The sequence below is a fragment of the Vibrio nigripulchritudo ATCC 27043 genome (assembly GCF_000222685.1).
Lineage (GTDB): Bacteria > Pseudomonadota > Gammaproteobacteria > Enterobacterales > Vibrionaceae > Vibrio > Vibrio nigripulchritudo.
Genome location: NZ_AFWJ01000190.1, coordinates 1 through 23,416 on the forward strand (window position 1 = coordinate 1; position 23,416 = coordinate 23,416).

The 23,416-nt window shown below is 46.2% G+C and carries 16 protein-coding genes and 1 pseudogene; 8 read left to right on the forward strand and 9 right to left on the reverse strand.

Features of this window, described 5'->3' with window-relative positions:
* Positions 1-1,072, forward strand: a 1,072-nt coding sequence (locus RH89_RS14620; protein ID WP_004403413.1) for a TIGR03503 family protein, incomplete at its 5' end; no start/stop codon positions are given.
* A gap of 131 nt (positions 1,073-1,203) precedes the next feature.
* On the opposite strand, the gene RH89_RS30375 is transcribed toward RH89_RS14620, so the two are convergent.
* Together RH89_RS30375 and fadE are read right to left on the reverse strand one after the other, a co-directional pair.
* A complete protein-coding gene (locus RH89_RS30375) occupies positions 1,204-3,774 on the reverse strand; it encodes a hypothetical protein (protein WP_004403414.1) in 2,571 nt (856 codons plus the stop codon).
* A gap of 416 nt (positions 3,775-4,190) precedes the next feature.
* Positions 4,191-6,639, reverse strand: a pseudogene (gene fadE / locus RH89_RS14630) (acyl-CoA dehydrogenase FadE).
* 350 nt (positions 6,640-6,989) lie between these two features.
* Here fadE and lpcA point away from each other — a divergent pair.
* The gene (gene lpcA, locus RH89_RS14635) at positions 6,990-7,565 is read left to right on the forward strand and encodes a D-sedoheptulose 7-phosphate isomerase (protein ID WP_004403421.1); all 576 of its coding nucleotides are present in this window, start codon (positions 6,990-6,992) and stop codon (positions 7,563-7,565) included.
* A 14-nt stretch (positions 7,566-7,579) separates the two neighbouring features.
* On the forward strand, positions 7,580-8,425 hold the full coding sequence (locus RH89_RS14640) for a class II glutamine amidotransferase (protein ID WP_004403423.1): 846 nt from the start codon (positions 7,580-7,582) through the stop codon (positions 8,423-8,425).
* 77 nt (positions 8,426-8,502) lie between these two features.
* Here RH89_RS14640 and purN read toward each other — a convergent pair whose 3' ends face one another.
* The gene (gene purN, locus RH89_RS14645) at positions 8,503-9,141 is read right to left on the reverse strand and encodes a phosphoribosylglycinamide formyltransferase (protein WP_004403424.1); all 639 of its coding nucleotides are present in this window, start codon (positions 9,139-9,141) and stop codon (positions 8,503-8,505) included.
* A gap of 3 nt (positions 9,142-9,144) precedes the next feature.
* A complete protein-coding gene (gene purM / locus RH89_RS14650) occupies positions 9,145-10,185 on the reverse strand; it encodes a phosphoribosylformylglycinamidine cyclo-ligase (RefSeq protein ID WP_004403425.1) in 1,041 nt (346 codons plus the stop codon).
* Positions 10,186-10,434: 249 nt separating this feature from the next.
* On the opposite strand from purM, the gene upp reads away from it, so the two are divergent.
* Positions 10,435-11,061, forward strand: coding sequence for a uracil phosphoribosyltransferase (gene upp, locus RH89_RS14655; protein WP_004403426.1), 627 nt, complete (start codon positions 10,435-10,437; stop codon positions 11,059-11,061).
* Positions 11,062-11,206: 145 nt separating this feature from the next.
* Here upp and RH89_RS14660 read toward each other — a convergent pair whose 3' ends face one another.
* The 3 genes from RH89_RS14660 to RH89_RS14670 all read right to left on the reverse strand — a co-directional run bounded on the left by RH89_RS14660 (position 11,207) and on the right by RH89_RS14670 (position 14,258).
* Positions 11,207-12,592 carry a TRAP transporter large permease gene (locus tag RH89_RS14660; protein WP_004403427.1) on the reverse strand — a complete coding sequence of 462 codons (1,386 nt, stop codon included), beginning with the start codon at positions 12,590-12,592 and terminating at the stop codon, positions 11,207-11,209.
* Positions 12,582-13,118 (reverse strand): TRAP transporter small permease subunit, encoded by a 537-nt coding sequence (locus RH89_RS14665; RefSeq protein WP_038146171.1) that lies wholly within the window; start codon positions 13,116-13,118, stop codon positions 12,582-12,584. The genes RH89_RS14660 and RH89_RS14665 overlap by 11 nt, the downstream gene beginning before the upstream one ends.
* An 81-nt stretch (positions 13,119-13,199) precedes the next feature.
* Positions 13,200-14,258 (reverse strand): TRAP transporter substrate-binding protein, encoded by a 1,059-nt coding sequence (locus RH89_RS14670; protein ID WP_004403429.1) that lies wholly within the window; start codon positions 14,256-14,258, stop codon positions 13,200-13,202.
* A gap of 157 nt (positions 14,259-14,415) precedes the next feature.
* Between RH89_RS14670 and RH89_RS14675 the strand changes: the two genes are divergently transcribed.
* Positions 14,416-15,447 (forward strand): sensor histidine kinase, encoded by a 1,032-nt coding sequence (locus RH89_RS14675; protein ID WP_004403430.1) that lies wholly within the window; start codon positions 14,416-14,418, stop codon positions 15,445-15,447.
* Positions 15,422-16,048: a response regulator gene (locus tag RH89_RS14680; RefSeq protein WP_004403432.1), complete on the forward strand. Its 627-nt coding sequence runs from the start codon at positions 15,422-15,424 to the stop codon at positions 16,046-16,048. The genes RH89_RS14675 and RH89_RS14680 overlap by 26 nt, the downstream gene beginning before the upstream one ends.
* A gap of 39 nt (positions 16,049-16,087) precedes the next feature.
* On the opposite strand, the gene RH89_RS14685 is transcribed toward RH89_RS14680, so the two are convergent.
* A complete protein-coding gene (locus RH89_RS14685) occupies positions 16,088-17,332 on the reverse strand; it encodes a uracil-xanthine permease family protein (RefSeq protein ID WP_004403433.1) in 1,245 nt (414 codons plus the stop codon).
* 214 nt (positions 17,333-17,546) lie between these two features.
* Between RH89_RS14685 and RH89_RS14690 the strand changes: the two genes are divergently transcribed.
* Complete coding sequence (locus RH89_RS14690; RefSeq protein WP_022551256.1) at positions 17,547-18,833, forward strand: DUF2066 domain-containing protein; 1,287 nt, start codon at positions 17,547-17,549, stop codon at positions 18,831-18,833.
* A gap of 85 nt (positions 18,834-18,918) precedes the next feature.
* Here RH89_RS14690 and RH89_RS14695 read toward each other — a convergent pair whose 3' ends face one another.
* Positions 18,919-22,011, reverse strand: a complete 3,093-nt coding sequence (locus RH89_RS14695; RefSeq protein ID WP_004403439.1) for a hybrid sensor histidine kinase/response regulator — start codon at positions 22,009-22,011, stop codon at positions 18,919-18,921.
* A gap of 112 nt (positions 22,012-22,123) precedes the next feature.
* On the opposite strand from RH89_RS14695, the gene RH89_RS14700 reads away from it, so the two are divergent.
* Complete coding sequence (locus RH89_RS14700) at positions 22,124-23,347, forward strand: EAL domain-containing response regulator (protein WP_004403440.1); 1,224 nt, start codon at positions 22,124-22,126, stop codon at positions 23,345-23,347.
* The last annotated feature ends 69 nt before the right edge of the window (positions 23,348-23,416 follow it).

The window sequence follows — 23,416 nt, forward strand, 5'->3', positions numbered from 1 at the left end:
CAGCAAGTATTACGCCTGGAATCATCCGGAAAATGTTCGCTGGTACGAAGAGTCTGGTATGGACATCATTTCCATCGACAACCCGATGCCGGGTCCATGGCAGGCGGTGGGTAAAGTGCATCCGCAGAACAACATCAAAATTCTTTCTAATCTTCAGTTAAGTGTGGATCGTTTTCCTCAGCGTCTTTACCTTGGCGAAAGTCTTAAGTTTACCGCCCGATTGCAACATGATGAGAAACCTTTGGTTCTCAGAGATTTTTTGGATCGGGTGAATCTAAAAGTTACTTTCACTAAATATGTCGAAAACGAAGAAACGCTCAGTGCCGATGCCAAACCCAAGCCTCAGGTAATGGGAGATTTTGAAGACAACGGGCAGGGGCTGGATGAATACCCTGCAGACGGTGTTTTCACAGTCGAACTTCCCATCCAGATTGAACCCGGAAAATATCGAGCACGAATTACATCTGGAAATGGGGTTTTCCTAAGAACCATTGAACAGACGATATTGGTCTATCCGACACCGATTTCGACTCAGTTTATTCAGGCGCGAAGTGAAAAACTGGAGCACTCCATCAATGTGACGGGTGAAGAAGGGGCAATTGAGCCTGGATCGGTTGCTGTTACGATTCATCAGACATCTCCTGAAGGGAAGGAGATGGTCACTCAGGGTCAGTCTGAACAAGATGGCGTTAAGGCAAACTTCGGACTGCCAAATAATGCCATGCCCGGAAAACATACTTGGGCAGGCATTGCTTACGCAACGGAAACTGCCACTGGGCGAGAGTTAATTTTCCCGCTGGCAGAACAGTCTTTCAGTGTCGTGGAAAAAGTTGATGTTGAGGCTTCTATGGAAGCTTACAAGAAAGAGCAAGAAGAAAAGCGGATGCTTGAAGAACAGGCGATGCGTGAAAAAGAGCGTGAAGACGAGCGTTTTAAAGGGATGATGATCATTCTGATTGGTAACCTGATCGCCATTATTCTGGGTATTGTTATCTGGTTTGTGCTTCGCAAGGTTCGAATGCAAAGAGCTCAAATTCCTGAGATGCAGCTCTCCATGCCGCCGAAGAGTTAATCTAAACAACTTGTTCCCGGGATAAATAAAAAGTTAACCAACAAATTAAAAAAGGGTCTGACCGTATGGTCAGACCCTTTTAACTTTCAATGTTTCCGAAAATCCAATGTTACCGATAAAGCCGGGTCGGCTTAGTCGGTCAGTTTCAGGTTGCGAATTTCGAAACCGTCACTGTTTTGATCGTACCCAGACTGATAAGACGGGATCTTGTGAGTGCGATCGACGAAGCGGATAGCGCGTAGCTTACAGCTGGCGTACTTGTCATCATTAAACGTCTTGTTGATCTTATGTGCAGTGATCAACAGGTTGTCTGGGAATGTGGTTTCCAGAGTTTCCCAGTTCAGCACAGTTTCATCATCTTGTTCACAAGCCAGTAGTACCTTGATCAACCCTTGCTCTGCATAGCGCTGGTAATCCCAGTTATTTCCTGTGAATTCTTCAAGAGACAACGTCTTATCCTGAATGTCACAACCAGCATAGACACCGTTGTAAGCCAGATTCAGAGTTGAGTAACCACTTTTACCTACAGAGTAGTAGTTTTTGTGGTGGAAGATGTTTTGTGGGTCGTAACGGAAAGGTTCGTTTTCTAAACGGAAACCTGCTTTGTTTACCACAAAGTTACCCAGAGCAGAATCAATGCTCAGGTCACAAGACTCAGGTACTGGGGTAGGTGCGCCTGTGGATGTTAAACACTCTTTCTGAAGATCCAGATCATCCGGGTGGAACATCTGACACGCCACTTCAAACGGGTTCGCTTTGGTTTCGTCTGACACAACTTTAGTGACCAAAATACCGTAAGAGTCTGGGTGACCAGTATCTTTTAGCGAAATAGGGGTAAAGAAACGATCCGCCGTGAAGGTGATCTTAGCCGCTTTAAACCCTTCATTCTGAGCTTCACTTGAGGCATAAAGCTTATCAAAGCTTACGTTACCGCCAGCACTAAAGTTACTGGTCAGTTTGATTCTGTCACCTTTACGAGCGATAAAATCGTTGGTGAATGCCCAGTGAGTTATGCCGTTGGCGATTGCACCAGTGGCTGGGTCGTAAGTGTTAGAAACACGGATTTGATAAACGCGACCCGCCTGACCTGTTGTCAGGTTGTACACGTTTTGGAAAGCGCGGGAGTGAATGTAAGCGCCTTTGTTGAAAGCACCAAATGCCACAGCCAAACGCTGTTTAGTTGGGTCAAGAGACTGTGAACCTACAACGTTGTTCGAACCATTGTTGTCTTCAAGCAGATTGTCATCGTCTTCTACTGAAACCGAGAATGAATCCGAAGGCAGTGTGAAGGTGTAACCCACTGGGCTACCGTTCTGACCAATACCCGTATCAGACATGTTGAACACCTGAGTCAGAGTGTAAACATCGTCTAGTCCGTTAACAGTCGGAAGAATTGGCAGATATGAAGTGTGGCTATCGTGCTCGATTTCAGGAATACCAGAAACAGTCACGCTCTCAATATCACCCGCCGTTGTGGCAACCAGCTCACGATAAGCCTGATCTGGGTTGATGTTGGTGCTGTAGTTACGTTTTTGGTAATCCACGTCCAGTTCGTAGGTCGCACCAGGAACGGTTGGCAAGAAGCTTTCGATGATCACAGTTGAAGCCTGGCGACCAGAGAAGTTCAGTGGGTAGCTGGTTCCATCAACGTAAATCGATGTGCCACGCTGACAGTGGTAGTTACCTGAATCCAGCTCAGACGTATGTCCAGCAGCAAAGTGTCTGCCATAGGTACGGTGTGTACCTACTTCGAGTCTTGCCGGGCAGTAGTCTTCAACGAGCTCACGAATTTTGTCGACGCCGATGCTGGTTTTCAACGTTTCAAAACTTTCATCACTCAACAGTTTGCGCAGAGTACGCTCTGTCCATTTCACCTGGAACAGGATCTCACGACCTTCTACAAACGTGTTCTTGTCGTCTTCAGTAACAGGCTGACCATTGTTATCGAATTCGACAAGACCCCATGAACCGCGGTCATACTGATCAGTAAAGTCGTTGAAGTCTTGAATCAGCTGTTTATTAGTAGGAATGGTCGCGCGAGACAAAACGCGCATAGAGCGTGGGTGTGAGAAATCAAGATAACGTCCGTTGTAAGCTCGAACGTTCTTCATATCTTCATTATTGGTGTCTTTTGTAAACACGGCCAGACGGTTGTAAGACAGGTTGTCCCAGTCGCTCAGCATAACGGCTAAGCCTTCAGGGGCAATCACATCAACCTGATGACCACGAATGTAGTAAGGCAGCGAGTATCCAGAGCGTTGACCGGCTTTAAGGCAGTACTCTGCACCAGTCTGACGGCTAACGATACATGCTTCGTCTGGTTTAGCTGTGCTCACTACTCGCATAGAACGTGGGTTTGAGAAGTCGAGGTACTGCCCGTTACGGGCTAAAACGTGTTCCATCGCTTCATTGTGAGTATGGCGTTCAAAAACGGCTAAACGGTTGTATGAAAGGTTATCCCAGTCACTCAGCATTACACCCAGTCCTTCTGGTGCAATAACGTCAACGTCGTGACCACGAATATAAGATGGCAATGAATAACCAGAGCGTTGCCCGGCTTGCAGGCAGTATTTAGCACCCGTATCGCGGCTTACGATACATGCTTTTGCAGGCTCTTGTGCCGATGATGTTGTTGCTTGGACTGGCGCTTGAACGCCCAAACCAAGTACAACGGCAGATAGCACTAATGGAGTTCTTAGCATTATTCTCTTCCCTCTGAGAGCTAATGAATTAAATAAACAACTTTCGCTTTAACTACTGATTTAAAATAAGTCTTCGCTTATTTAGAATTCACTTTTTTATTTGTTTGAGAGTAAGAACGTCCCGCATCCTAAATATTAAAAGGAAGTGAATATAAGCTCAGAATAATTAAATTGTTATTCATCACCATTATTTTGAGGCTGACTTTAAACTCAAATACGCCGTAGGTGATGTAAATTTTTGTCGAGGGGATTGTGGATTGTTTGGAGGAAGATCTCTATTGCTCTTTTGTATTAATTTTGAGACTGATAGTTTATGTCTCAAGTTTGAGAAAATTTTTGGAGTCACCTAAGTGCATGTTTAAATAAGTATTAGGAACACAGGTAGTGCTCCTAATACTTAGCTTGCCTGTTTAAGGCTACGCAACTTCATCCATTTTTGAGTGAATTTCGTATTGAGCTGCTAAAGCGTTAAAGTCGAAATCGTCCACATTGATAGTTTCTAATCTAAGTTTTTCAGCAAGTACTAATAAATCGGCTTCTTCGCGAGAAATAATATTATTCTCAATGCCAATTTCAGCCACTTTATTTAATTGCATGAACGGCTTTTTCTGGCCGATGGATTTTACAGATTTTATTAAAAACAGGCTCAGCTTGAAGAATGGTTTCTAATGCGAGTTCCAATTTTCCAGCTGGATTGTTTTCTGTGGGCAACAGGTATTGATTGCGTCCGATGCGTGAGCGAGTTTCACTTGGCTCCTGTAATAATGCAGCAACCTTGTGGTCCAGATTGTCCGAAGGTGATTTTCGTACACGTCCAAATGGCAAAATTACCAGGCGCAACACTCGTCCAACCCAAGGGCTAGGGAAGTTCGCCAAGAACTCGTCAATAGCGGTTTCCGTCTGAATCAAGGCATCTTGCATACCCCAGTCGAGTAGCGGAAGATCTTCCGCCTTTCTTCCTTCTGTTTCAAAACGCTTTAGTGTTGCACTGGCAAGATAAAGCTGGCTCAGAATGTCTCCAAGCCTCGCACTCAAACGCTCTTTACGCTTGAGCGATCCGCCTAAAATTGCCATGGAAACATCAGATAGAAGTGCCATGTTGGCACTGTAGCGATTGAGCTGCTGGTAGTAGCGACGTGTCTTGTCGCTCGTTGGGCTTTCAGATCCCCAACCATCCGTTAAGCCAAGCCATAAGCTGCGGGCAAAGTTGCTCATCGTAAAGCCGATATGCCCCATCAGCGCTTTATCAAACTGGTCCAGAGCATCTGATTTGTCAGAGTGCGCCGCGTTCATTTCCTGAAGCACAAATGGATGACAACGGATCGCGCCCTGACCGTAAATGATCATTGAACGTGTCAGTATGTTCGCCCCTTCTACGGTTACCGCAATAGGTGCTCCCTGATAGCCACGGGCAAGGAAGTTGGAAGGGCCCATGCAAATGCCTTTACCGCCTACGATGTCCATAGCGTCAATGATGCTTTTCTGCCCACGATGAGTACAGTGGTATTTCACGATGGCAGAAATCACTGAGGGTTTTTCACCCATATCGATACCTGCTACGGTCAGGGCACTTGCAGCATCCATCACGTACGCATTTCCGCCTAGACGTGCCAATGGCTCTTCGATGCCTTCCATGTGACCAATAGGCTGTTTAAACTGACGACGAATACGAGCGTATGCGCCAGTCGCCAAGGCAGCCGTTTTAATACCGCCCGTTGAGTTAGAAGGAAGAGTAATTCCGCGACCAACGCTCAGACATTCAACCAGCATACGCCAGCCTTGTCCTGCCATTTTGGGGCCGCCAATGATGAAGTCCATTGGAACAAACACATCTTGTCCTTTGGTAGGACCATTCTGGAACGGCACATTAAGAGGGAAATGGCGACGACCAATTTCCACTCCGTCGATATCGGTTGGAATCAGGGCACAGGTAATACCCAGTTCTTCGGTATCACCCAGCAGACCTTCTGGGTCACGCAGTTTAAATGCCAGCCCCAGCACGGTCGCTACAGGAGCTAGGGTAATGTAGCGCTTGTTCCAGGTCAGGCGCATACCTAATACTTCTTTGCCTTCCCATTCCCCTTTACAAACAATGCCGTAATCAGGAATCGACCCCGCATCTGAACCCGCTTCTGGGCTCGTCAGGGCAAAACATGGGATCTCCTTACCTACAGCAAGACGAGGCAGATAATGGTTCTTTTGTTCTTCAGTCCCATAGTGTTGTAACAGTTCACCCGGACCCAATGAGTTTGGAACGCCTACTGTAGAGGAAAGTACACCGGATACGCCGGTCAGTTTTTGAAGTACTAAGGATTGAGCGTAGGCAGAAAATTCCAGACCGCCGTATTTTTTCTTGATGATCATGGCGAAGAATTTGTTGTCTTTCAGGTACTGCCAGACTTCAGGAGGGAGGTCCGCTAGTTCGTGTGTAACCTGAAAGTCACTGGTCATCTTACAGACTTCGTTAACTGGACCATCAAGAAATGCCTGTTCTTCGGCAGTTAATTTCGGAGTTGGGATGGATTGCAATTTTCGCCAGTCTGGTTTGCCTTTGAATAGTTCTGCTTCCCACCATACTGTACCTGCATCTAAAGCTTCCTTTTCCGTTTGAGACATAGCAGGAAGCACTTTCCTGAAAAACGTTAAGGCTTTAGCACTGAACAGTGACTGTCGGATGGCAGGAACGCCAATGACTGCACAAATCACGATGTAGATCAGCCAGGCTGTTCCTCCGGTAGCACCAAGCAATGTGGTTGCCAAGAGAGTGGCACCAACGAGTAAGAGAGATTGTATCAACGATGCCCGGTGATAGAGCACTAGCCCGACGGCCAGTGCCAGAGCGATAGTAGAGAGCAAGATATCCATAATTATTATCCTTTTTAATGACAGTTTTCTGCCTTATTCAGGTAAGAGGTCATACCAGTTAATTTTGATTGTAACTCACTTGTTACCAGTATGTAAATTGGATTCTTGCTCAAGATTTGATCGCGATTTGGTGAGGGATTGCCCAATCCGTTTTTGAGCTAAAATTTCTGCCATCAATTGAAGGGATTCTGCGCTCGGCTATCGACAGGAATTCAATAATAAGTAAACTCATAGATACTCATACGAACGTTGATTGCGACGCGGTATGAAAACAGATTCCTCAGGTATAAGAAAAAGGTTGGCTCTCCACAATGGAAGGCTGAAAGCAAAACAACTATTCAGAGATAACCATGTACCAAGACCTTATAAAAAATGAACTGCAAGAAGCTGCCGAAGTCCTGAACGCATTTTTAAGTGACCAGGAAAATATTGAGCAGATAGAAAAAGCGGCAAAGATGATTGCCGATTCTTTTAAGCAAGGCGGTAAAGTTTTGTCATGCGGTAATGGCGGCTCCCATTGTGATGCGATGCATTTTGCAGAAGAGCTAACGGGTCGCTACCGCGAAAACCGTCCGGGTTACCCAGGTATTGCGATTTCAGATCCAAGCCACCTTTCTTGTGTTAGTAATGATTTTGGCTACGAGTCTGTGTTTTCTCGTTATGTCGAAGCGGTAGGTTCGAAGGGCGATGTTCTGTTTGGTCTTTCCACTTCTGGAAATTCAGGCAATATTCTTAAAGCGATTGACGCGGCAAAAGCCAAAGGCATGAAAACCATTGGTCTGACGGGTAAAGATGGTGGAAAAATGGCTGGTCTTGCGGATATTGAAATTCGCGTTCCGCATTTTGGTTACGCTGACCGTATTCAAGAAATACACATCAAAATTATTCATATTGTTATCCAGCTCATCGAAAAAGAGATGGAATAGGAGTACCACGACTTATGTGCGAATTGCTCGGAATGAGCGCCAATGTGCCAACGGATATTTGTTTCAGCTTCACGGGGCTGATGCAAAGAGGCGGGAATACAGGTCCTCACCGCGATGGTTGGGGGATCACCTTTTACGAAGGAAAAGGGTTTCGGACGTTTAAAGATCCGAAACCCAGCTGCAGATCGAAAATTGCAGAACTGGTGCAGAATTATCCGATCAAAAGTAAGGCCGTAATCAGCCACATTCGACAAGCGAATCGGGGAGGGGTGAATCTAGAAAATACGCATCCTTTTACCAGAGAGCTTTGGGGGCGTTACTGGACTTTTGCGCACAACGGTCAGCTGACTGGTTATGATGGTTTACATTCGGGGTCAACTCGTCCAGTGGGCGAAACAGACAGTGAACTGTCTTTTTGCTGGTTACTTAACCGATTACAGGAACGATACCCAGAACCGCCGCAGGACATGGTCGGCGTTTTCCGATACATAGCGGAATGTTGTGACGAACTGAGAGAACTCGGGGTATTCAACATGCTATTGAGTGATGGTGAATATGTGATGACGTACTGCACCAATCATCTGTATTGGATAACCAGACGTGCACCATTTGGAGAAGCCAGTCTGATTGACGAAGACGTCACCATCGATTTCCAGCAAGAAACCACACCGAATGACATTGTGACTGTGATTGCGACACAGCCTTTAACAGACAACGAAGAATGGTTTCGAATGAAACCGGGAGAGTACAACATCTTCCACTTTGGTGAGCTGATAGATGGCAATCACGATGCGTTAGAGCATGTTCCGTATGCGGAAGCAAAACCAAGATGTCAGGCACCAACTGAGCCACTGGAATAGTGCCTCAACGCCATTAAAGCTGAGATTAAGATACAAAAAAGGTGACCAGATGGCCACCTTTTTTCATTCGTCTGAAACTATTCTTCAGCGTATCCGAATTCACCTAGGACGTTTCCATCCAGCACGGCTTTTCCAGATTCCATTTTCAGTCGACCGGAAACAAACCATTGCGCTACCAGAGGGTAGATTCGATGTTCCTGAGTTTGCACTCGAGACGCCAGTTCTGATGCGTCATCTTGCTCAAACACCGGTACTTTTGCCTGAAGAATAACAGGACCGCCGTCGAGTTCTTCTGTCACAAAGTGCACGCTGGTGCCGTGTTCAGAATCCCCCGCATCTATAGCGCGCTGGTGGGTATGCAACCCAGGGTACTTCGGCAACAGAGATGGGTGGATGTTAATCATCTTGCCCATGTAGTGGCGAACAAACTCTTCGCTCAAAATACGCATGTAGCCAGCGAGAATGATCAAATCCGGCTGATACTTATCGATTTCAGCCATTAAAGCCAAATCAAACAGCTCGCGAGATTCAAATTCCTTGGGGTTCACAGAGTGAGCATCAATCCCACTCTGTGTCGCTCTTTCCAGCCCGTAAGCGTCAGCCTTGTTGGAAAAAACCGCGCTAATTTTTCCGTCAATGCTCTGATTTTCACAGGCATCAATCACTGCCTGAAGATTACTGCCATTACCGGAAATTAAGACAACGATGTTTTTCATTGCTTAGCGAATCTCTACTTGCTCTTCACCAGCTTCAGCCGATGCGATTTCACCGATAACCCAAGCGTTTTCGCCTTCGGCTTTCAACAGCTCAACCGCTGCATCAGCCTGGTCTTTTGGTAGCGCAACAATCAGACCAACACCACAGTTGAATGTGCGGTACATTTCGTGTGTTTCAACGTTACCTTTTTCTTGTAGCCAAGAGAAAATTGCCGGCCATTCCCAGCTGTTGCCATCGACAACGGCTTTAGTGCCTTCAGGTAGAACGCGTGGGATGTTTTCCCAGAAACCACCACCTGTGATGTGAGAGATAGCATGGATGTCATGCTCTGCAATCATCTTAAGTGCTGATTTGATGTAAATTTTGGTTGGCTCAAGCAATTGCTCGCCAATCGTGCGACCGTTCAGCTCTTCGTTCAAATCGGCATTTGAAACTTCAAGAATCTTACGGATCAGAGAGTAACCGTTTGAGTGAGGACCGCTAGAACCGACAGCAATCAGTGCATCGCCAGCCGCAACTTTCGTACCGTCGATTACTTCAGATTTTTCTACGACACCAACACAGAAGCCAGCAACATCGTAATCTTCGCCTTCGTACATGCCCGGCATTTCAGCAGTTTCACCGCCAATCAGCGCACAGCCTGCTTGTACACAGCCTTCACCGATACCAGCAACAACGTCTGCTGCTGTGTCTACGTCCAGCTTACCTGTTGCGTAGTAGTCCAGGAAGAACAGAGGCTCAGCGCCTTGAACGATAAGGTCGTTCACACACATAGCAACCAAGTCGATACCAATGGTGTCGTGTTTTTTCATATCCAATGCAAGGCGAAGCTTTGTGCCCACGCCATCTGTGCCAGATACAAGCACTGGTTCGTTGTATTTTGTTGGCAATTCGCAAAGTGCGCCAAAGCCACCGATTCCGCCCATTACTTCAGGGCGACGAGTGCGCTTAACCACACCTTTAATTCGGTCTACCAGAGCATTACCAGCATCAATATCTACACCAGCGTCTTTATAACTAAGAGAAGAGTTGTTACCACTCACGGGGATGTCCTCGTCATAGGTTGGATGTGAAAAACGGCGCTATTCTAACAGGGGTTGAAAGGAAAAGGAAAACGTTTGCGCAGTTTTTTTTCTTCACGTTTTTGTCGCTTAAATCAAGCCCAGTAAAGGCTGGATAGTGATTGATTTTTCGGTCAATTAGGGTTGGAGGGAAAAGAGATGCAGCTCTGTAACTATTCCGACCAGTTCGGTATAATCCCAAGGTTTATTTAAAAATTGTCGGAGTTGGAAATGAAAGTTGTTGAAGTAAAACACCCGTTAGTTAAACACAAACTGGGTTTAATGCGAGAAGGTGACATCAGCACTAAACGTTTTCGTGAGCTCGCTACTGAGGTAGGCAGCCTGCTTACTTACGAAGCAACCGCGGATTTCGAAATGGAGCGCGTCACCATTGAAGGTTGGAATGGTCCGGTAGAAGTTGATCAAATTAAAGGTAAGAAGGTCACCGTGGTACCAATCCTTCGTGCAGGTCTGGGTATGATGGACGGTGTACTAGAGCACATGCCTAGTGCGCGTATCAGTGTCGTCGGTATTTACCGAGATGAGGAAACACTGGAGCCTGTACCATACTTCAACAAGCTTGCATCCAACATCGATGAGCGTATTGCCCTGGTTGTTGACCCAATGCTGGCAACCGGTGGTTCGATGATCGCCACTATCGACCTTCTGAAAGAAAAAGGCTGTAAGGCAATTAAAGTTCTGGTTCTGGTTGCAGCGCCAGAAGGCATCGAAGCACTGAAAAAAGCACACCCAGACGTTGAGCTTTACACGGCTGCCATCGACGAGAAGCTGAACGACAAAGGTTACATTGTCCCAGGCTTGGGTGATGCGGGTGACAAGATTTTTGGTACTAAATAACCTCGTCTCCTTTTCCAATTTAGAGCCACTAGGCTCTACCAAAACCGCATAAAAATACCCCCAATTGAATTGTTCAGTTGGGGGCCTACAAAGAGCACCAACTCGGGTGCAAGCGGAGTTAAAAGCTCTGGAAGCTGTTCTCTTCCTAGTTGTATGCGACCGAAGGCAGCCAAAGAGCCACACTCGGCCAGAACAGAATCAGTAGAAGCGCAATCAGCTGAAGAATGATAAATGGCACCACGCCTTTGTATATTTCAGATAGCTTGATTTCAGGTGGGCACACTCCTTTTAAGTAAAACAGAGCAAATCCGACTGGCGGCGTTAAGAAGCTGGTCTGGAGAGTCATTGCCACCAGCATCACGAACCAGACCGTCGTGGAGTCATCAATGCCAGCGAACTCACCAATATTGAGATCCAAGCCCGCCACTACCGGGGCAAGAAGGGGCAGAATGATTAACGTAATTTCGATCCAATCAAGAAAGAAGCCCAACAGAAACACCATCAAGAGTATGAATGCCACTATGCCGTAGGGACCAAATGGCAGTTGCTGAAAAAGACTCTCTATGAATTCATCCCCTTCTAATTCCCTTAACACCAAAGAAAAACACGTCGCACCAATGAAAATGGCGAAGATGTAAGCCGTTGTCTTGTAGCTCTCTAGTGTGACTTCCTTAAGAATGGCAAAAGAGAACTTGCGATAATAAATCGCCAGCAGGGTTGCACCCGCTGCTCCAACCCCGGAGGCTTCAGTAGGGGTTGCAATACCCGCGAAAATAGAGCCCAGTACTGCAACAATCAGAAGCAGGGTAGGGATCACCGCTTTGATGACCTGCCAAACAATCGCAAAGGAGACTCTTTCTGCGGTATCAGGCAGTGGCAATGACTTGGGTCTGAACATGCCATAAGCCAGAAGGTATAGGATGTACATGGAACCAAGTGCCAGACCCGGAAAGACTGCTGCCATAAACAAGTCACCCACTGACAACCCCAGCTGATCTGCCATGATCACCAACATGATCGAGGGTGGAATCAGAATACCTAAACACCCAGCAGAGGCAATGGTTCCGAGCGCCAGTGGTTTGTTGTAGCCTTGCTTCAACATAGACGGCAGCGCCATCATGGCAAGTAGAACAACCGAAGCGCCAATAATGCCTGTAGAAGCAGCCAAGATGATGCCGATGGACACAACGGTAATCGCAAGACCTCCGTGAACCTTGCCAAACATCGCCTGCATGGAAAGCATTAAACGGTCCGCAACCCCAGACTTGTCGAGCATGTTACCCATGAATATGAACATCGGAAGCGCGACCAGAATCCAGTTATCCATGATCTTATAGAGGCGATTGACCAGTAGTCCCAGAGTTTGAAAATCGAGCCCGGTGACTGTGTCCAGATAGATGTCAGAATAGTAAGCAATCCCAGCAAAGATGATCCCAATCCCGCCCAGTACCCATGCGACGGGAATCCCCAAAAAGAGCAGTAAAATAAAACTCCCGAACATCGCTAGGATAAGTATTTCATTAATTTCCATGAGCCCCTCCAGATTGAAGCTGTGCAAAGGAGCGCAGAATTTTAGAGAGACCAGCTAATGCCAGAAGAGTAACAGCAAGCGGGATAGCTGATTTAATCAGCCAGCGGAAGGGCAGACCAGATGGCGCGTTAGAGCGCTCGCTTACTCGCCACGATTCGTATACAAAATCCAGAGAATGAATAAACACCACGAATACAAAAGGGAAAAGAAACAACGAAATGCCAATGATCTCAATCCAGGCTTTCGCTCTTGGGCTAAAGTGCTGATATAAGATGTCTACGCGAACGTGTGAATTGGTGGTTTCAGCGTAAGCCAGACCAAATAGGACGCCCAGAGCATATAGATGCCACTGTAGCTCTTCCAATGCAATCAGACCATGTGAGAACCCTTTTCTCATCACGACCTGAACCAGAATGACGACGACCAGAAGGACGTATACCCAGGCGATGCCATAACTTAAATGTTTTACAAACTTGTCTATCCTGTTCGAAGTACGAGCAGGCAGAGACGTTCTAGTGTGGTTCACTGCAATTGCCTTTTTATCAAAAACCAATACAACTCACCCAAATCGCTCTTCATGCGATTTGGGTGTACTTCAAAAAGGGGATTACTCACCAGTTCTTGGTAAAAATGCTTTGTCAGACCACACTTTGTAGTTGGCGCGGAATTGCGTTAGATCTGCCCAGACCTTGTTGAAGAATGGGTCTTTCTTCTGCTCTTCAACTACGTCTAGCCAGGTATTTTCAAACAGATCCAACATGTCCTGACTCCAGTAGAGCTGCTTAACGCCACTTTCCTTCGCCTTAAGCATTGCGTCGTATTGAAGGGATTCACCTTCTGCCATCGAATAAGTCATGGAAGCCATACAAACTGTTTCAACCGCGCCTTGTTGATTGGCGTCCATTTTGTTCCAGGTATCTTTGTTGATAAGCAGTTCCCAAACGGTCGACTGCTGGTGCCAGCCAGGGAAGTAGTTGTATTTCACAATCTTGTGGAAGCCTAAACGCTGGTCTACAGCTGGCTGAGAGAACTCTGTGGCATCAATAGCCCCTTTTTCGAGCGCACCAAATATCTCTCCACCCGGAAGCTGAACCGTACTTACCCCAAGTTTTTCCATGATTTGAGCACCGAAACCAAAGAAACGCATGTTGAGACCTTTTAGATCTTCCGGTTTATTGATTGGCTTGGCGAACCAGCCGGAAGTTTCAGGAGAGTTAATCGCACATGGCAGGACTTTTACGTTGTAACCTGCCTGATCATACATTTCCTGATACAGCTTGTTTCCGTTACCAAAGTAAAGCCAGGCCATGTATTCAGGGGCTTCTGGTCCGAAAGGTACTGCAGAAAATAACGGAGCCGCCGGGATCTTCCCTTTCCAGTAGCCCGCTGTGGTGTATCCGGCATTCACTTTTCCTGTCGATACAGCATCGAGAATCTCATTTGCTGCCACCAGCTTTCCGGGCTCATATACCTTCATTTTTACTGAACCACCAGAAGCGATAGGCAACTGTTTTGAAACCCATTTCATCGGTGTACCCAAAGCAGGAAGGTGGGTACCAATAGCCACTGGTGTTTTAAGTAATACCTTATCTGCATGGGCAGGAAGCGCCAAAAGTGCTGTAGTCACTGCGATCGCTACCGTTGATTTTCCGATGTACTTTTTCATTATTCACTCCTTGAATATAACAATGTGCCATGTTGTAAGCTCTGTCTGAGTTTTCATGTTACAAATATGTAAATATTTTAAAATTCGTAAGACAGCGTACTTAGATGGCGTACTTTCATGGATGGAAAGTAAGCAGTACTACGTAGGGAGGCGGCGTATGACGAGTGATGAAGTTCGATTTAAGAGAAGGACGATTGTACTTTCTCAGATTCCAGTTCTCCTGATCATCCTTTATATATTGATTCACGTATATGCGGAGAAAGACCCGTTGTTTACTCAGGAGTATTCTCAGCGGGTATCTGAACTGACAAGAGCGGAACTGGACTACCACGGTGTGGTATTTGAGAGTCCGACTAGTGAGCCTCAGATTATTGTAAAACCAGACGGTATCAGTTCATTTCTGGTGGAATTGTCCATTTTTATTTTCATCATCTGTGTACTGGTTGCAGGGTGGATTAGCGCCATACACATCAATCGCAGTGAACGGGCAAACAGGCAGCTTCAGGAGTTAAATAAACGGCTGATCAATATGCAGGAGGAAGAGCGCGCCCGAGTGTCCAGAGAGCTGCACGATGGCATCAATCAGATTCTGGTGTCGACAAAACTTCGCTTCGACAATATTGAAAATGCCAGCGAAAAAGCCTCGATTGCTGAACAGGTGAAATTGGGTCGGGAAAATCTAGAGCTTGCAATGGATGAGGTCAGAAGAATATCGAAAGCACTTCGCCCTTCGTTACTCGACGACTTCGGTTTACTCGTGGCGATCAATAACCTGTGCAAGGAGTTCCAGAGCCGCACTGGCATCAAGGTGGTATTTGAATATCAAGTCGATGAATCCCTGTTTACTCGCGACATGGAACATTCGCTTTATCGGGTCACTCAAGAAGCGCTGTGCAATGCAGAAAAGTATTCACAGGCTCAGGCAATAGACATTGTTCTTCAGGAAGAAAAATCGCACCTACTCTATACGATTGCCGATGATGGCGCAGGGTTTGAACCCTCCCATACCCAAGGTTCAGCGTCGGAATATGGAATTGGCCTCAAGAATATCCGCGAGAGAATCGCGTTGTTAGATGGGCATTTTGAATTGAACAGCGATTCAGAAGAAGGCACCGAAATCAGAATTATGCTCCCACTGAGCAACAGCGATTTAAGGGAAGAGCATGACCTCGATTTTACTGGCAGATGATCATACGTTATTTCAGGACACACTTGCCGAGTGCCTTGGTAAAGAAAGCCAGTTTTCAATTATTGGACAGGCAGAAAACGGGTTGGAAGCGGTTCACCTTACACAAAAGATGAGACCCGATATTCTTCTGACAGACATATCAATGGAAAAGATGTCTGGGATTGAGGTGCTAGAGGCTTTAAAAGAACAAAACTCGCGCTCAAAAGTGGTGATCCTCAGCATGCACAAAGATGAGGAATACGTCACGTCAGCAATTCGCTCTGGCGCTTGTGGCTACATTTCAAAGGACATTTCATCGAGCGAACTGGTTAAGGCGCTTGAGGTGATTGCCAGCGGCGGTACTTTCTTTAGCCAAAGTATTTCCGGTCATATTTTTCAGGCATTCAGTCAGAAACAAACAGGCAGAGTCAGCCTTACGCCAAGAGAAAAGGACGTGTTAATTAAGATCGGGGAGGGGCGGTGTAACAAATCCATCGCGAATCAGCTCGATATTAGTGTTCGCACCGTAGAAACTCACCGTTTACGGATTAAGAAGAAATTAGAAATTAAAACGACGGCTGGGTTAGTCAAATACTGTATGGACAAGGGGTGGTTAACCTGAAGAAGCAGCGTTTGCTGCTTCTTCAATTACATCTTTTCTTTAGCTTTGACTGGTCTGTTCGCTATCAATCGCCGGAGTCTGCCCCATGTCTTTTGGCAGAATCAGATTCAGCAAAATAGCGACAATACCGCACAGGCTAACGCCTTGAAGACTGAATTCGCCCACGCCAAACGCCATACCTCCAATACCAAACACCAGAGTCACCGCCACAATCACCAAGTTGCGAGACTTGTGCAGGTCTACGTGATTTTTAATTAGAGTGTTCAGACCCACTGTCGCAATAGAGCCAAACAGCAAGATCATAATGCCGCCCATAACCGGTACAGGAATGGTTTGAAGCAATGCGCCCAATTTCCCCACCAGTGCCAATACGATAGCCGTGATCGCCGCCCAGGTCATGATGACAGGGTTGTATGCTTTGGTCAGCATAACTGCACCTGTGACTTCACTGTAGGTGGTATTTGGTGGCGCACCAACCATAGAAGCTGCCATTGTGGCTACACCGTCACCAGCAATGGTGCGATGTAATCCGGGCTTTTTCAGATAATCTTTACCAGTAACGTTTGAAATCGCCAGCATGTCTCCAACGTGCTCAACGGCCGGAGCAATGGCGACAGGAATCATAAACAGAATGGCATTGATATTGAATTCAGGCGTTGTGAAGTTTGGCAATGATAGCCAAGACGCCTGAGCAACCGGAGTGAAATCGACGATGCCGTAAGCAAGGCTCAGCGCGTACCCGACAGCAATACCGCCAAAGATTGGAAGCAGTTTGAGAAAACCTTTGGCGAACACGCTAATGGCAATAGTCGTTGCCAGTGAAGCAGAGGCAATAATCAGTGCCGCATTACCATCCACAAGCTGTACTGCGCCATCCCCTGTTTTACCCAGCGCCATATTGACCGCAACCGGAGCAAGCCCCAGACCGATCACCATAATGACAGGACCAACAACCACAGGTGGCAATAGTTTGTGAATAATCGCCACGCCACGCACTTTAATCAGCGCACCTAAGCAGACGTAAACCAGACCAGCGCACATCAAACCACCCATTGTGGAAGCTACGCCCCAGGTTTGCACGCCATACATGATAGGAGCGATAAACGCGAAAGACGAAGCAAGGAAAATAGGCACGCTACGACGGGTAATAAACTGGAATAAAAGGGTGCCGACGCCCGCGCCAAATAGTGCCACACTCGGGTCTAACCCCGTAAGCAGTGGAACAAGTACCAGTGCACCGAATGCCACAAACAACATTTGAGTGCCTTGAAGGATCTGAGTCATGATTCTCTTCCGAAGTTAAAATTTGCGGGATTTTATCATCTCGAAATCGATTGCATCGATAAATAGATCAAAGAATGTCACATAGACTGATTATTCATATACAGAGAATTTAAGGTGGGTGCTGGGGTATATCACTGTATTCGCGATGTTTCCTTGCCCCTAAATCGAGAGTTGCTTATCATTTGGAGTTCATTCACGTTGTGACAGAGTATTTATGTATCGGATAGCTTGTTTGTTGTTGAGTTTGCTCGCTTTTCCTGGTTTTGCGCTGACCAAAGTAGACATTTTTCAATCAGAAGTTGTGTTGTCTGCGGAAGAAAAAGCCGAAGATCTGGCAAAAGCCCAAGGTTTAGAGCAAGTACTTATAAAGGCATCAGGTCAGAAAGATGTAGCCAGTAATCCGGTTATTGAAAAGGCAATGAAGTCGACCAGCCCATATCTTTCTCAAATCAGCTTTGGGAATCTGGATGGTCAGGAAACCCTTAAAGTCGCATTTAACCCTAAGCAAATTCAGGGGCTACTGACTCAGGCTGGGTTACCTTATTGGTCTGAATCCCGTTCTTCCGTTTTGGTCTGGATTGTGGAAGAAGATCGTTATGAGCGTCAGATCATCTGGGAGCAAAGTGGCTCCAATGTAACCCAATTGCTGAATCAGTTTTCTGATTCGCGAGGCTTGCCAGTTACGGTTCCAGTCGGCGACTTTGATGATGTTACGGGAATCTCCGCTCCAGAAATATGGGGCGCATTTGTCGACCCCATAAGCAAAGCCAGCCAGCGTTATCCAGCGGATGCGGTACTGGTGCTGCGTATTCAACACTTAAGTTCTGGGCGAGCAACGGTTCGCTGGACTTTGTTTGACCAGACTCCTTCGCAAATGATTGGCTCTCAGCAATCTCCAATGTCCGGGCAGGAGCGTGGCGAATTTTCTGCATCTCTGCAGCAGGTTGTCGATCAGGTCAGTGATTACTTTGCAGGAAAGAGTGCCGTACAGGTATCTGATGTTTCTACAGAAAACGTCACGGTTCAGTTTTTGGAAGTAAAAAGCTCACGCGACTTCTTCCAGCTTGAATCTTTGTTCAAATCATTAAACTCCGTGGCTTCTACTGAAGTACTGAAAATTCAGGGCAGTGAAGTGACCTTTAAGGTTCATCTGCTTGCACCGGTGGTGGATTTTCAGCGTGAGTTGAATAACTTTAAACAGGTCAGAGAGTTTTCTCTGGAGGTTCCAGTTGAATCGGAACCTGTTTTGGTGGAGAGCACTCCGGTAACTTCTGACGATCCTCAGACAGCAGAACCAGAAGTACCACTAGAAACAGTTGCCGAAGAAAATATTCCTGAAGAAAACATTGATTCGAGTGCAACAGATGTGTTGCCCGAGCAGGATGAACCCGTCGCAGGATCTGATACTTCAGAATCTTTTGTTGAGCCAGTTGAAGAAACTGTTGAAGTTGAACTGGAACCGCAAGAAAAAGCGGACCTTGTTTACGAGTGGTTGGGGTAAGCCATTACTCCACTAATCAAGTTTTAGTTAAAAAAGGAGCAGCCAACTGGCTGCTCCTTTTTATTCTTAATCGAGTGGTTTAACGCTAATCGTCCCCAGCTTCGTCCAGCACAGCTTCAATTTTAGGCAACAGTGCTTTCAGTTCACTCATGGATTCAAGCAATGAGTTTTTGTCGCTTGTTTTAGCATGTTGCTCAATGGTCTGGGTGAGGTGATAAAGGGAATCTAACCCTATGGTCGATGCTGACGATTTCAGTTTATGGGCAATGTTTGCCACCACGCTCATTTCAAACTCTTCACTTTCTATTTCCGCCATCGCCTGATACTGAGGCAAGCTAAGCTGAACAAAATCGCGAATACTCTGTTTGTATGAGTTTAAGTCGCCCCCAAAGACCGTATCGACCACCTCCAAATTAAGGCTAGGGTTAATCATAGCGGCGTCATTCTGATTGGCTTCAGGCTCTTCCTTGATCCAGTCACTGAGCATCTTCTTCAGCTTTTCTAGCTCAATAGGTTTTGGCAGGTAATCATCCATACCTGCGGTTAAGCATTTCTTCGCTTCACCGATCATGGCGTTGGCTGTCACTGCAATGATTGGAATACGGCGACCTTTTTCTATCTGTTTCTGCCTTAACGCAGTAGTGAGCTCGTAGCCATCACACTCTGGCATATGGCAGTCAGTAAGCACCAAATCGAACTCATGCTGTTCGTAGATGGCTTGTGCCTGCAATCCGTCGTCAGCCAGTGCGCAATCGTACCCTAGCGCCTTAAGTTGCTTCTTAATCACTTCCTGATTTACAGGGTTATCTTCCGCAACCAGAATGTAACCTTTGCTTTCGCCAGAATGCTCCGCTTCCACTTCCTGTATCTGTTGTTTATCAGGCGCGATATCAAATGGACTTTCCATGCCCAGCACTACGCGTATTCCGTACCTCAAATTAGAAAGTTTCAACGGCTGAGCGGATATTGAGAAAGTCCGGTCGGTGATTTGCGACGAGATGTTAGCCTGTGGAAGTAAATCCAGATATTTAATTGAATCTCTAAGGTTTGATGGCTCAATTGCCATCAGCTCGGTCATGTTATCGGTAATGATAATACAGACTGGCGAATTCAGTTCTAAGCTAGGGAAGTGGTAGCGATCGAGTTTCTTCCAAGGGATCGCCAGCGATTTTAGATAACTCGGAATATGGCTGTTCAACCAGTCAGAAGAAAGGTCGATAAAGACCTGAGTATCTGCGATTTGAACAGGTTTAACACTGTTTCCTGGCTGAGATGAATATGGGAATGTCAGATGAAGGCTAAAGGTTGTTCCTTCGCCCACTTCACTGCGCACAGAAATTTCACCGCCCATTAGTTCAGTCAGATGTTTGGAAATGGATAAGCCCAAGCCAGTTCCACCGAACCGTCGAGTGGTATCCGATTCCGCCTGAGTAAATGGCGTGAAGAGATTATCAATATGATCCTGATGGATACCGATTCCGTTATCGCGTATATCGAACTGTACCGTGATTTCGTCTTTGCTTATGAAATAAGGATGCACCTCGATGTACACCTCACCTCTTCGGGAAAGTTTGGACGAGAACTTAATGGCATTTCCGATGATGTTAAACAGAATTTGGCGTAATCGAACAGGGTCTCCCTGTACCTCTTCTGGCAGTTCAGGGGCAATGTAAAGCTGGAAGATAATCCCTGCATTTTCTGCACTGGGCGACAGAGTGGATACGACATTCTCTAGTGTTTCACGAAGTGGGAGAGCCGTTTGTTCTACGTCCAGTTTCCCTGCTTCAATCTTAGAGAAGTCCAGAATGTCATTGATGATATTGAGCAGGGAGAAAGAGGACTCGCGCACGGTTTTTAACATGCGTTGCTGCTCGCGATTGACGCGTGTGGTATTCAGCAAATCAATCATGCCAATGATCCCGTTCATCGGGGTGCGGATCTCATGGCTCATTGTCGCAAGGAAATTGGCTTTAGCTTTGGTGGCCGATTCTGCATTGTCTCGGGCGATGATCACTTCTTGCTGATACTGGTTGCGTTCTATCTGATTCTGTCTGAATGCTTCCAGCATTCGCGCCATTTCACCAATTTCGTCGCTGCGGTAACGATAGGGCACTTTAATGCTGGTATCGCCTTTGATCAGGCTTTTCATTTGCATGTTAATTTTTAAAAGCGGTAGGCTGAGTGAACGATAGATGTACAGAATGACCACCGAACAAAAGACCAGAACGGCGAAAATAGACCCGAACAGGAAGTAGTTGTAGTTGTTGGTCAGGTTATCCAGAATGGCCAGTCGTTCGGTCATTTGGCTGTCCAGTCGAGTCGAAAGCAGGCTTATGGTGTCAGCCAGCTGTTTGTATTCCCGACCACTGATTTCTTCGACTGCTTGCAAAACGCCTTGTTTGTCGTTGTTGTCGTAGCGGCTGAATATTTCAAAGCCACCGTTTCTCATTACACGCAGCTCGGCACGAAGCTGTTCGATCAGTTCGTGGGACGATGGCTCATTAAGTAGATACTTTAGCCACGTCAGCAAAAACTCTGCCCTCTGTACGGTGGCAGAGAAATCTTCTTTCACTCCCTGTGAACCAATCACGTATACGGTCAGCATCTGATTCAGGTCGTTGATCAACTCAAACAGCTCGTCACTTTGCAAAGATAGGTTTGCAGTGTGAGCTGTAGACTCAAGAGTTTGTACTTTCTCGGCAAGGGAAAGAAGAGATTGACCTGTGGTATTAACCAGAGAATGAGCCTGCGATTTTGCCCAGGTTTCATCATTAGGATTGTAAAAAGCGAAAATATCCAGCTTAACGCGGTTTTCAAACTGGAAGAAAAGGCTGCCTAATTCCTGGGAGGTATTGATATCAATGGCATTGGATTTTTCAATTCTATCAAGGTGATGGAAGAACTGAGTACGGTGTTGTTCGAAGGTTTCTTCTCGTGACGCGTCACCAAGAATATAGTGCAGCATATCGGCATTCATATCACCCAGTGCATCTTGCATTTTTACCGCTGCAAGCTCTCCAGGAATGTTTTCGCTGCTAATTGTTGCATTATTTTCCTGAACTTGAGAATAAAGCTGAAAACTTACTATCGCTTTAGTGACAACAATAGCGGCAATTGCCAACATAGCAATAGTGATCTTACCAGATATCATCTGCCACTTGGCGAGGAAGTAACTCATAATCGTTCACCAAAATTACAAAATGTAAGTTTTTGTAACATAATTTGTATGATAAAGTAAGTTAAATATCAATATAGAGTTAAAGGACATTTCCGGAGGCGGGTAAGTAGTAATGACTGAGCAACCCTTTGAGCATCTTCACGTTCTGGTGATTGACGACGATCCATTCATTTTGAATATGCTCGAAAGAGCCCTCGCTGCGATGGGCATTGTACAAGTTACGCTGACCACCAATTCTGTAGAAGGTGCAGAGGCGATTGCGTGCCAGTTAAACCCAGTGAACGTGGTGATTTCTGATCTCAATATGCCTTCGTTAGATGGGGTAGAGCTGATTCGTCATATGGAAGCACTGAATCATAGTGCTTCTTTGATTCTTATTAGTGGTGAAGACGACCGTATTTTGCAAACGGCGGTCAAGATTGCTCAGGAACGCGGAATTCCGGTCTTAGGTGCGCTTTCTAAGCCGATCAATACCGAAGAGCTGAGAAAAATGTTCAGTTCATCTGGCTTGATTGGCAATGGAGAAGGGTATCGAGTCAACCTGACCGCGATTGGAGCAGAGCTAAGACAAGCCATTGTAAAAGGTCACATAGTGCCTTATTACCAGCCTCAGCTTTGCATTCAGACGCGAAAGGTTGTGGGTGTAGAAGCATTGGCTCGCTGGCACCACCCAGAAAGAGGCACTATCCCGCCAAACGTGTTTATCCCCATCGCAGAAAAGCTTGGGCTGATTAATCATCTGACTGAAATGATTTTCAAACAGGGAATTTCAGATCTTGCCCGATGGAAAAAGAGGGGCTGGGATTTGATGCTGTCTGTGAATTTCTCTCACTACTGTTTATCCAATCTGGAGATCCCTAGACAGGTAAAAGAACTGGTCACTGAACACAATGTTCCGGCACATCATGTCGTCATCGAGATTACGGAATCTTTGTTAAGCAAAGATGCTACGACCAGTCTGGATATTCTGACGCGTTTTCGCCTCAAGGGGTTTGGTCTTTCGATAGATGATTTTGGGACGGGCTTTTCCACTATGGAACAGCTGCAACGCGTGCCATTCACAGAGCTAAAATTAGATCGCTCCTTTGTTCATGGCGCTGAAAGCAGCAAGGTAAGTAAGGCCATTATTGAAACCAGTCTCTCTCTGGCGAAGAAATTAGAAATCTCGACCGTTGCTGAAGGGGTAGAGACCTTTCAGGAGCTGGAGTTCGTAATGAGCAATGGCTGTGATCTGGTTCAGGGCTACTATGTTTCACCACCTCTGAAAGGTGAAGAATTCGAAACCTGGCTAGAAGACAACGAAAGCTTTGAACATCTATTTGTTAAGCCAAGCTAGCGTTTGAATGAGTTGAAGTTGATAAGAAAACAGCGGCAAATGCCGCTGTTTTTTTGTAAAACATTATTG

Excerpts from the sequence above, each read along its gene's own strand:
- lpcA (WP_004403421.1), top strand. The coding sequence starts at position 6,990 with ATGTACCAAGACCTTATAAAAAATGAACTGCAAGAAGCTGCCGAAGTC.
- RH89_RS14695 (WP_004403439.1), bottom strand. The coding sequence starts at position 22,011 with ATGAGTTACTTCCTCGCCAAGTGGCAGATGATATCTGGTAAGATCACT.
- RH89_RS14680 (WP_004403432.1), top strand. The coding sequence starts at position 15,422 with ATGACCTCGATTTTACTGGCAGATGATCATACGTTATTTCAGGACACA.
- RH89_RS14675 (WP_004403430.1), top strand. The coding sequence starts at position 14,416 with ATGACGAGTGATGAAGTTCGATTTAAGAGAAGGACGATTGTACTTTCT.
- RH89_RS14660 (WP_004403427.1), bottom strand. The coding sequence starts at position 12,592 with ATGGAAATTAATGAAATACTTATCCTAGCGATGTTCGGGAGTTTTATT.
- RH89_RS14690 (WP_022551256.1), top strand. The coding sequence starts at position 17,547 with ATGTATCGGATAGCTTGTTTGTTGTTGAGTTTGCTCGCTTTTCCTGGT.
- RH89_RS30375 (WP_004403414.1), bottom strand. The coding sequence starts at position 3,774 with ATGCTAAGAACTCCATTAGTGCTATCTGCCGTTGTACTTGGTTTGGGC.
- RH89_RS14700 (WP_004403440.1), top strand. The coding sequence starts at position 22,124 with ATGACTGAGCAACCCTTTGAGCATCTTCACGTTCTGGTGATTGACGAC.
- upp (WP_004403426.1), top strand. The coding sequence starts at position 10,435 with ATGAAAGTTGTTGAAGTAAAACACCCGTTAGTTAAACACAAACTGGGT.
- RH89_RS14670 (WP_004403429.1), bottom strand. The coding sequence starts at position 14,258 with ATGAAAAAGTACATCGGAAAATCAACGGTAGCGATCGCAGTGACTACA.
- RH89_RS14685 (WP_004403433.1), bottom strand. The coding sequence starts at position 17,332 with ATGACTCAGATCCTTCAAGGCACTCAAATGTTGTTTGTGGCATTCGGT.
- purN (WP_004403424.1), bottom strand. The coding sequence starts at position 9,141 with ATGAAAAACATCGTTGTCTTAATTTCCGGTAATGGCAGTAATCTTCAG.
- RH89_RS14640 (WP_004403423.1), top strand. The coding sequence starts at position 7,580 with ATGTGCGAATTGCTCGGAATGAGCGCCAATGTGCCAACGGATATTTGT.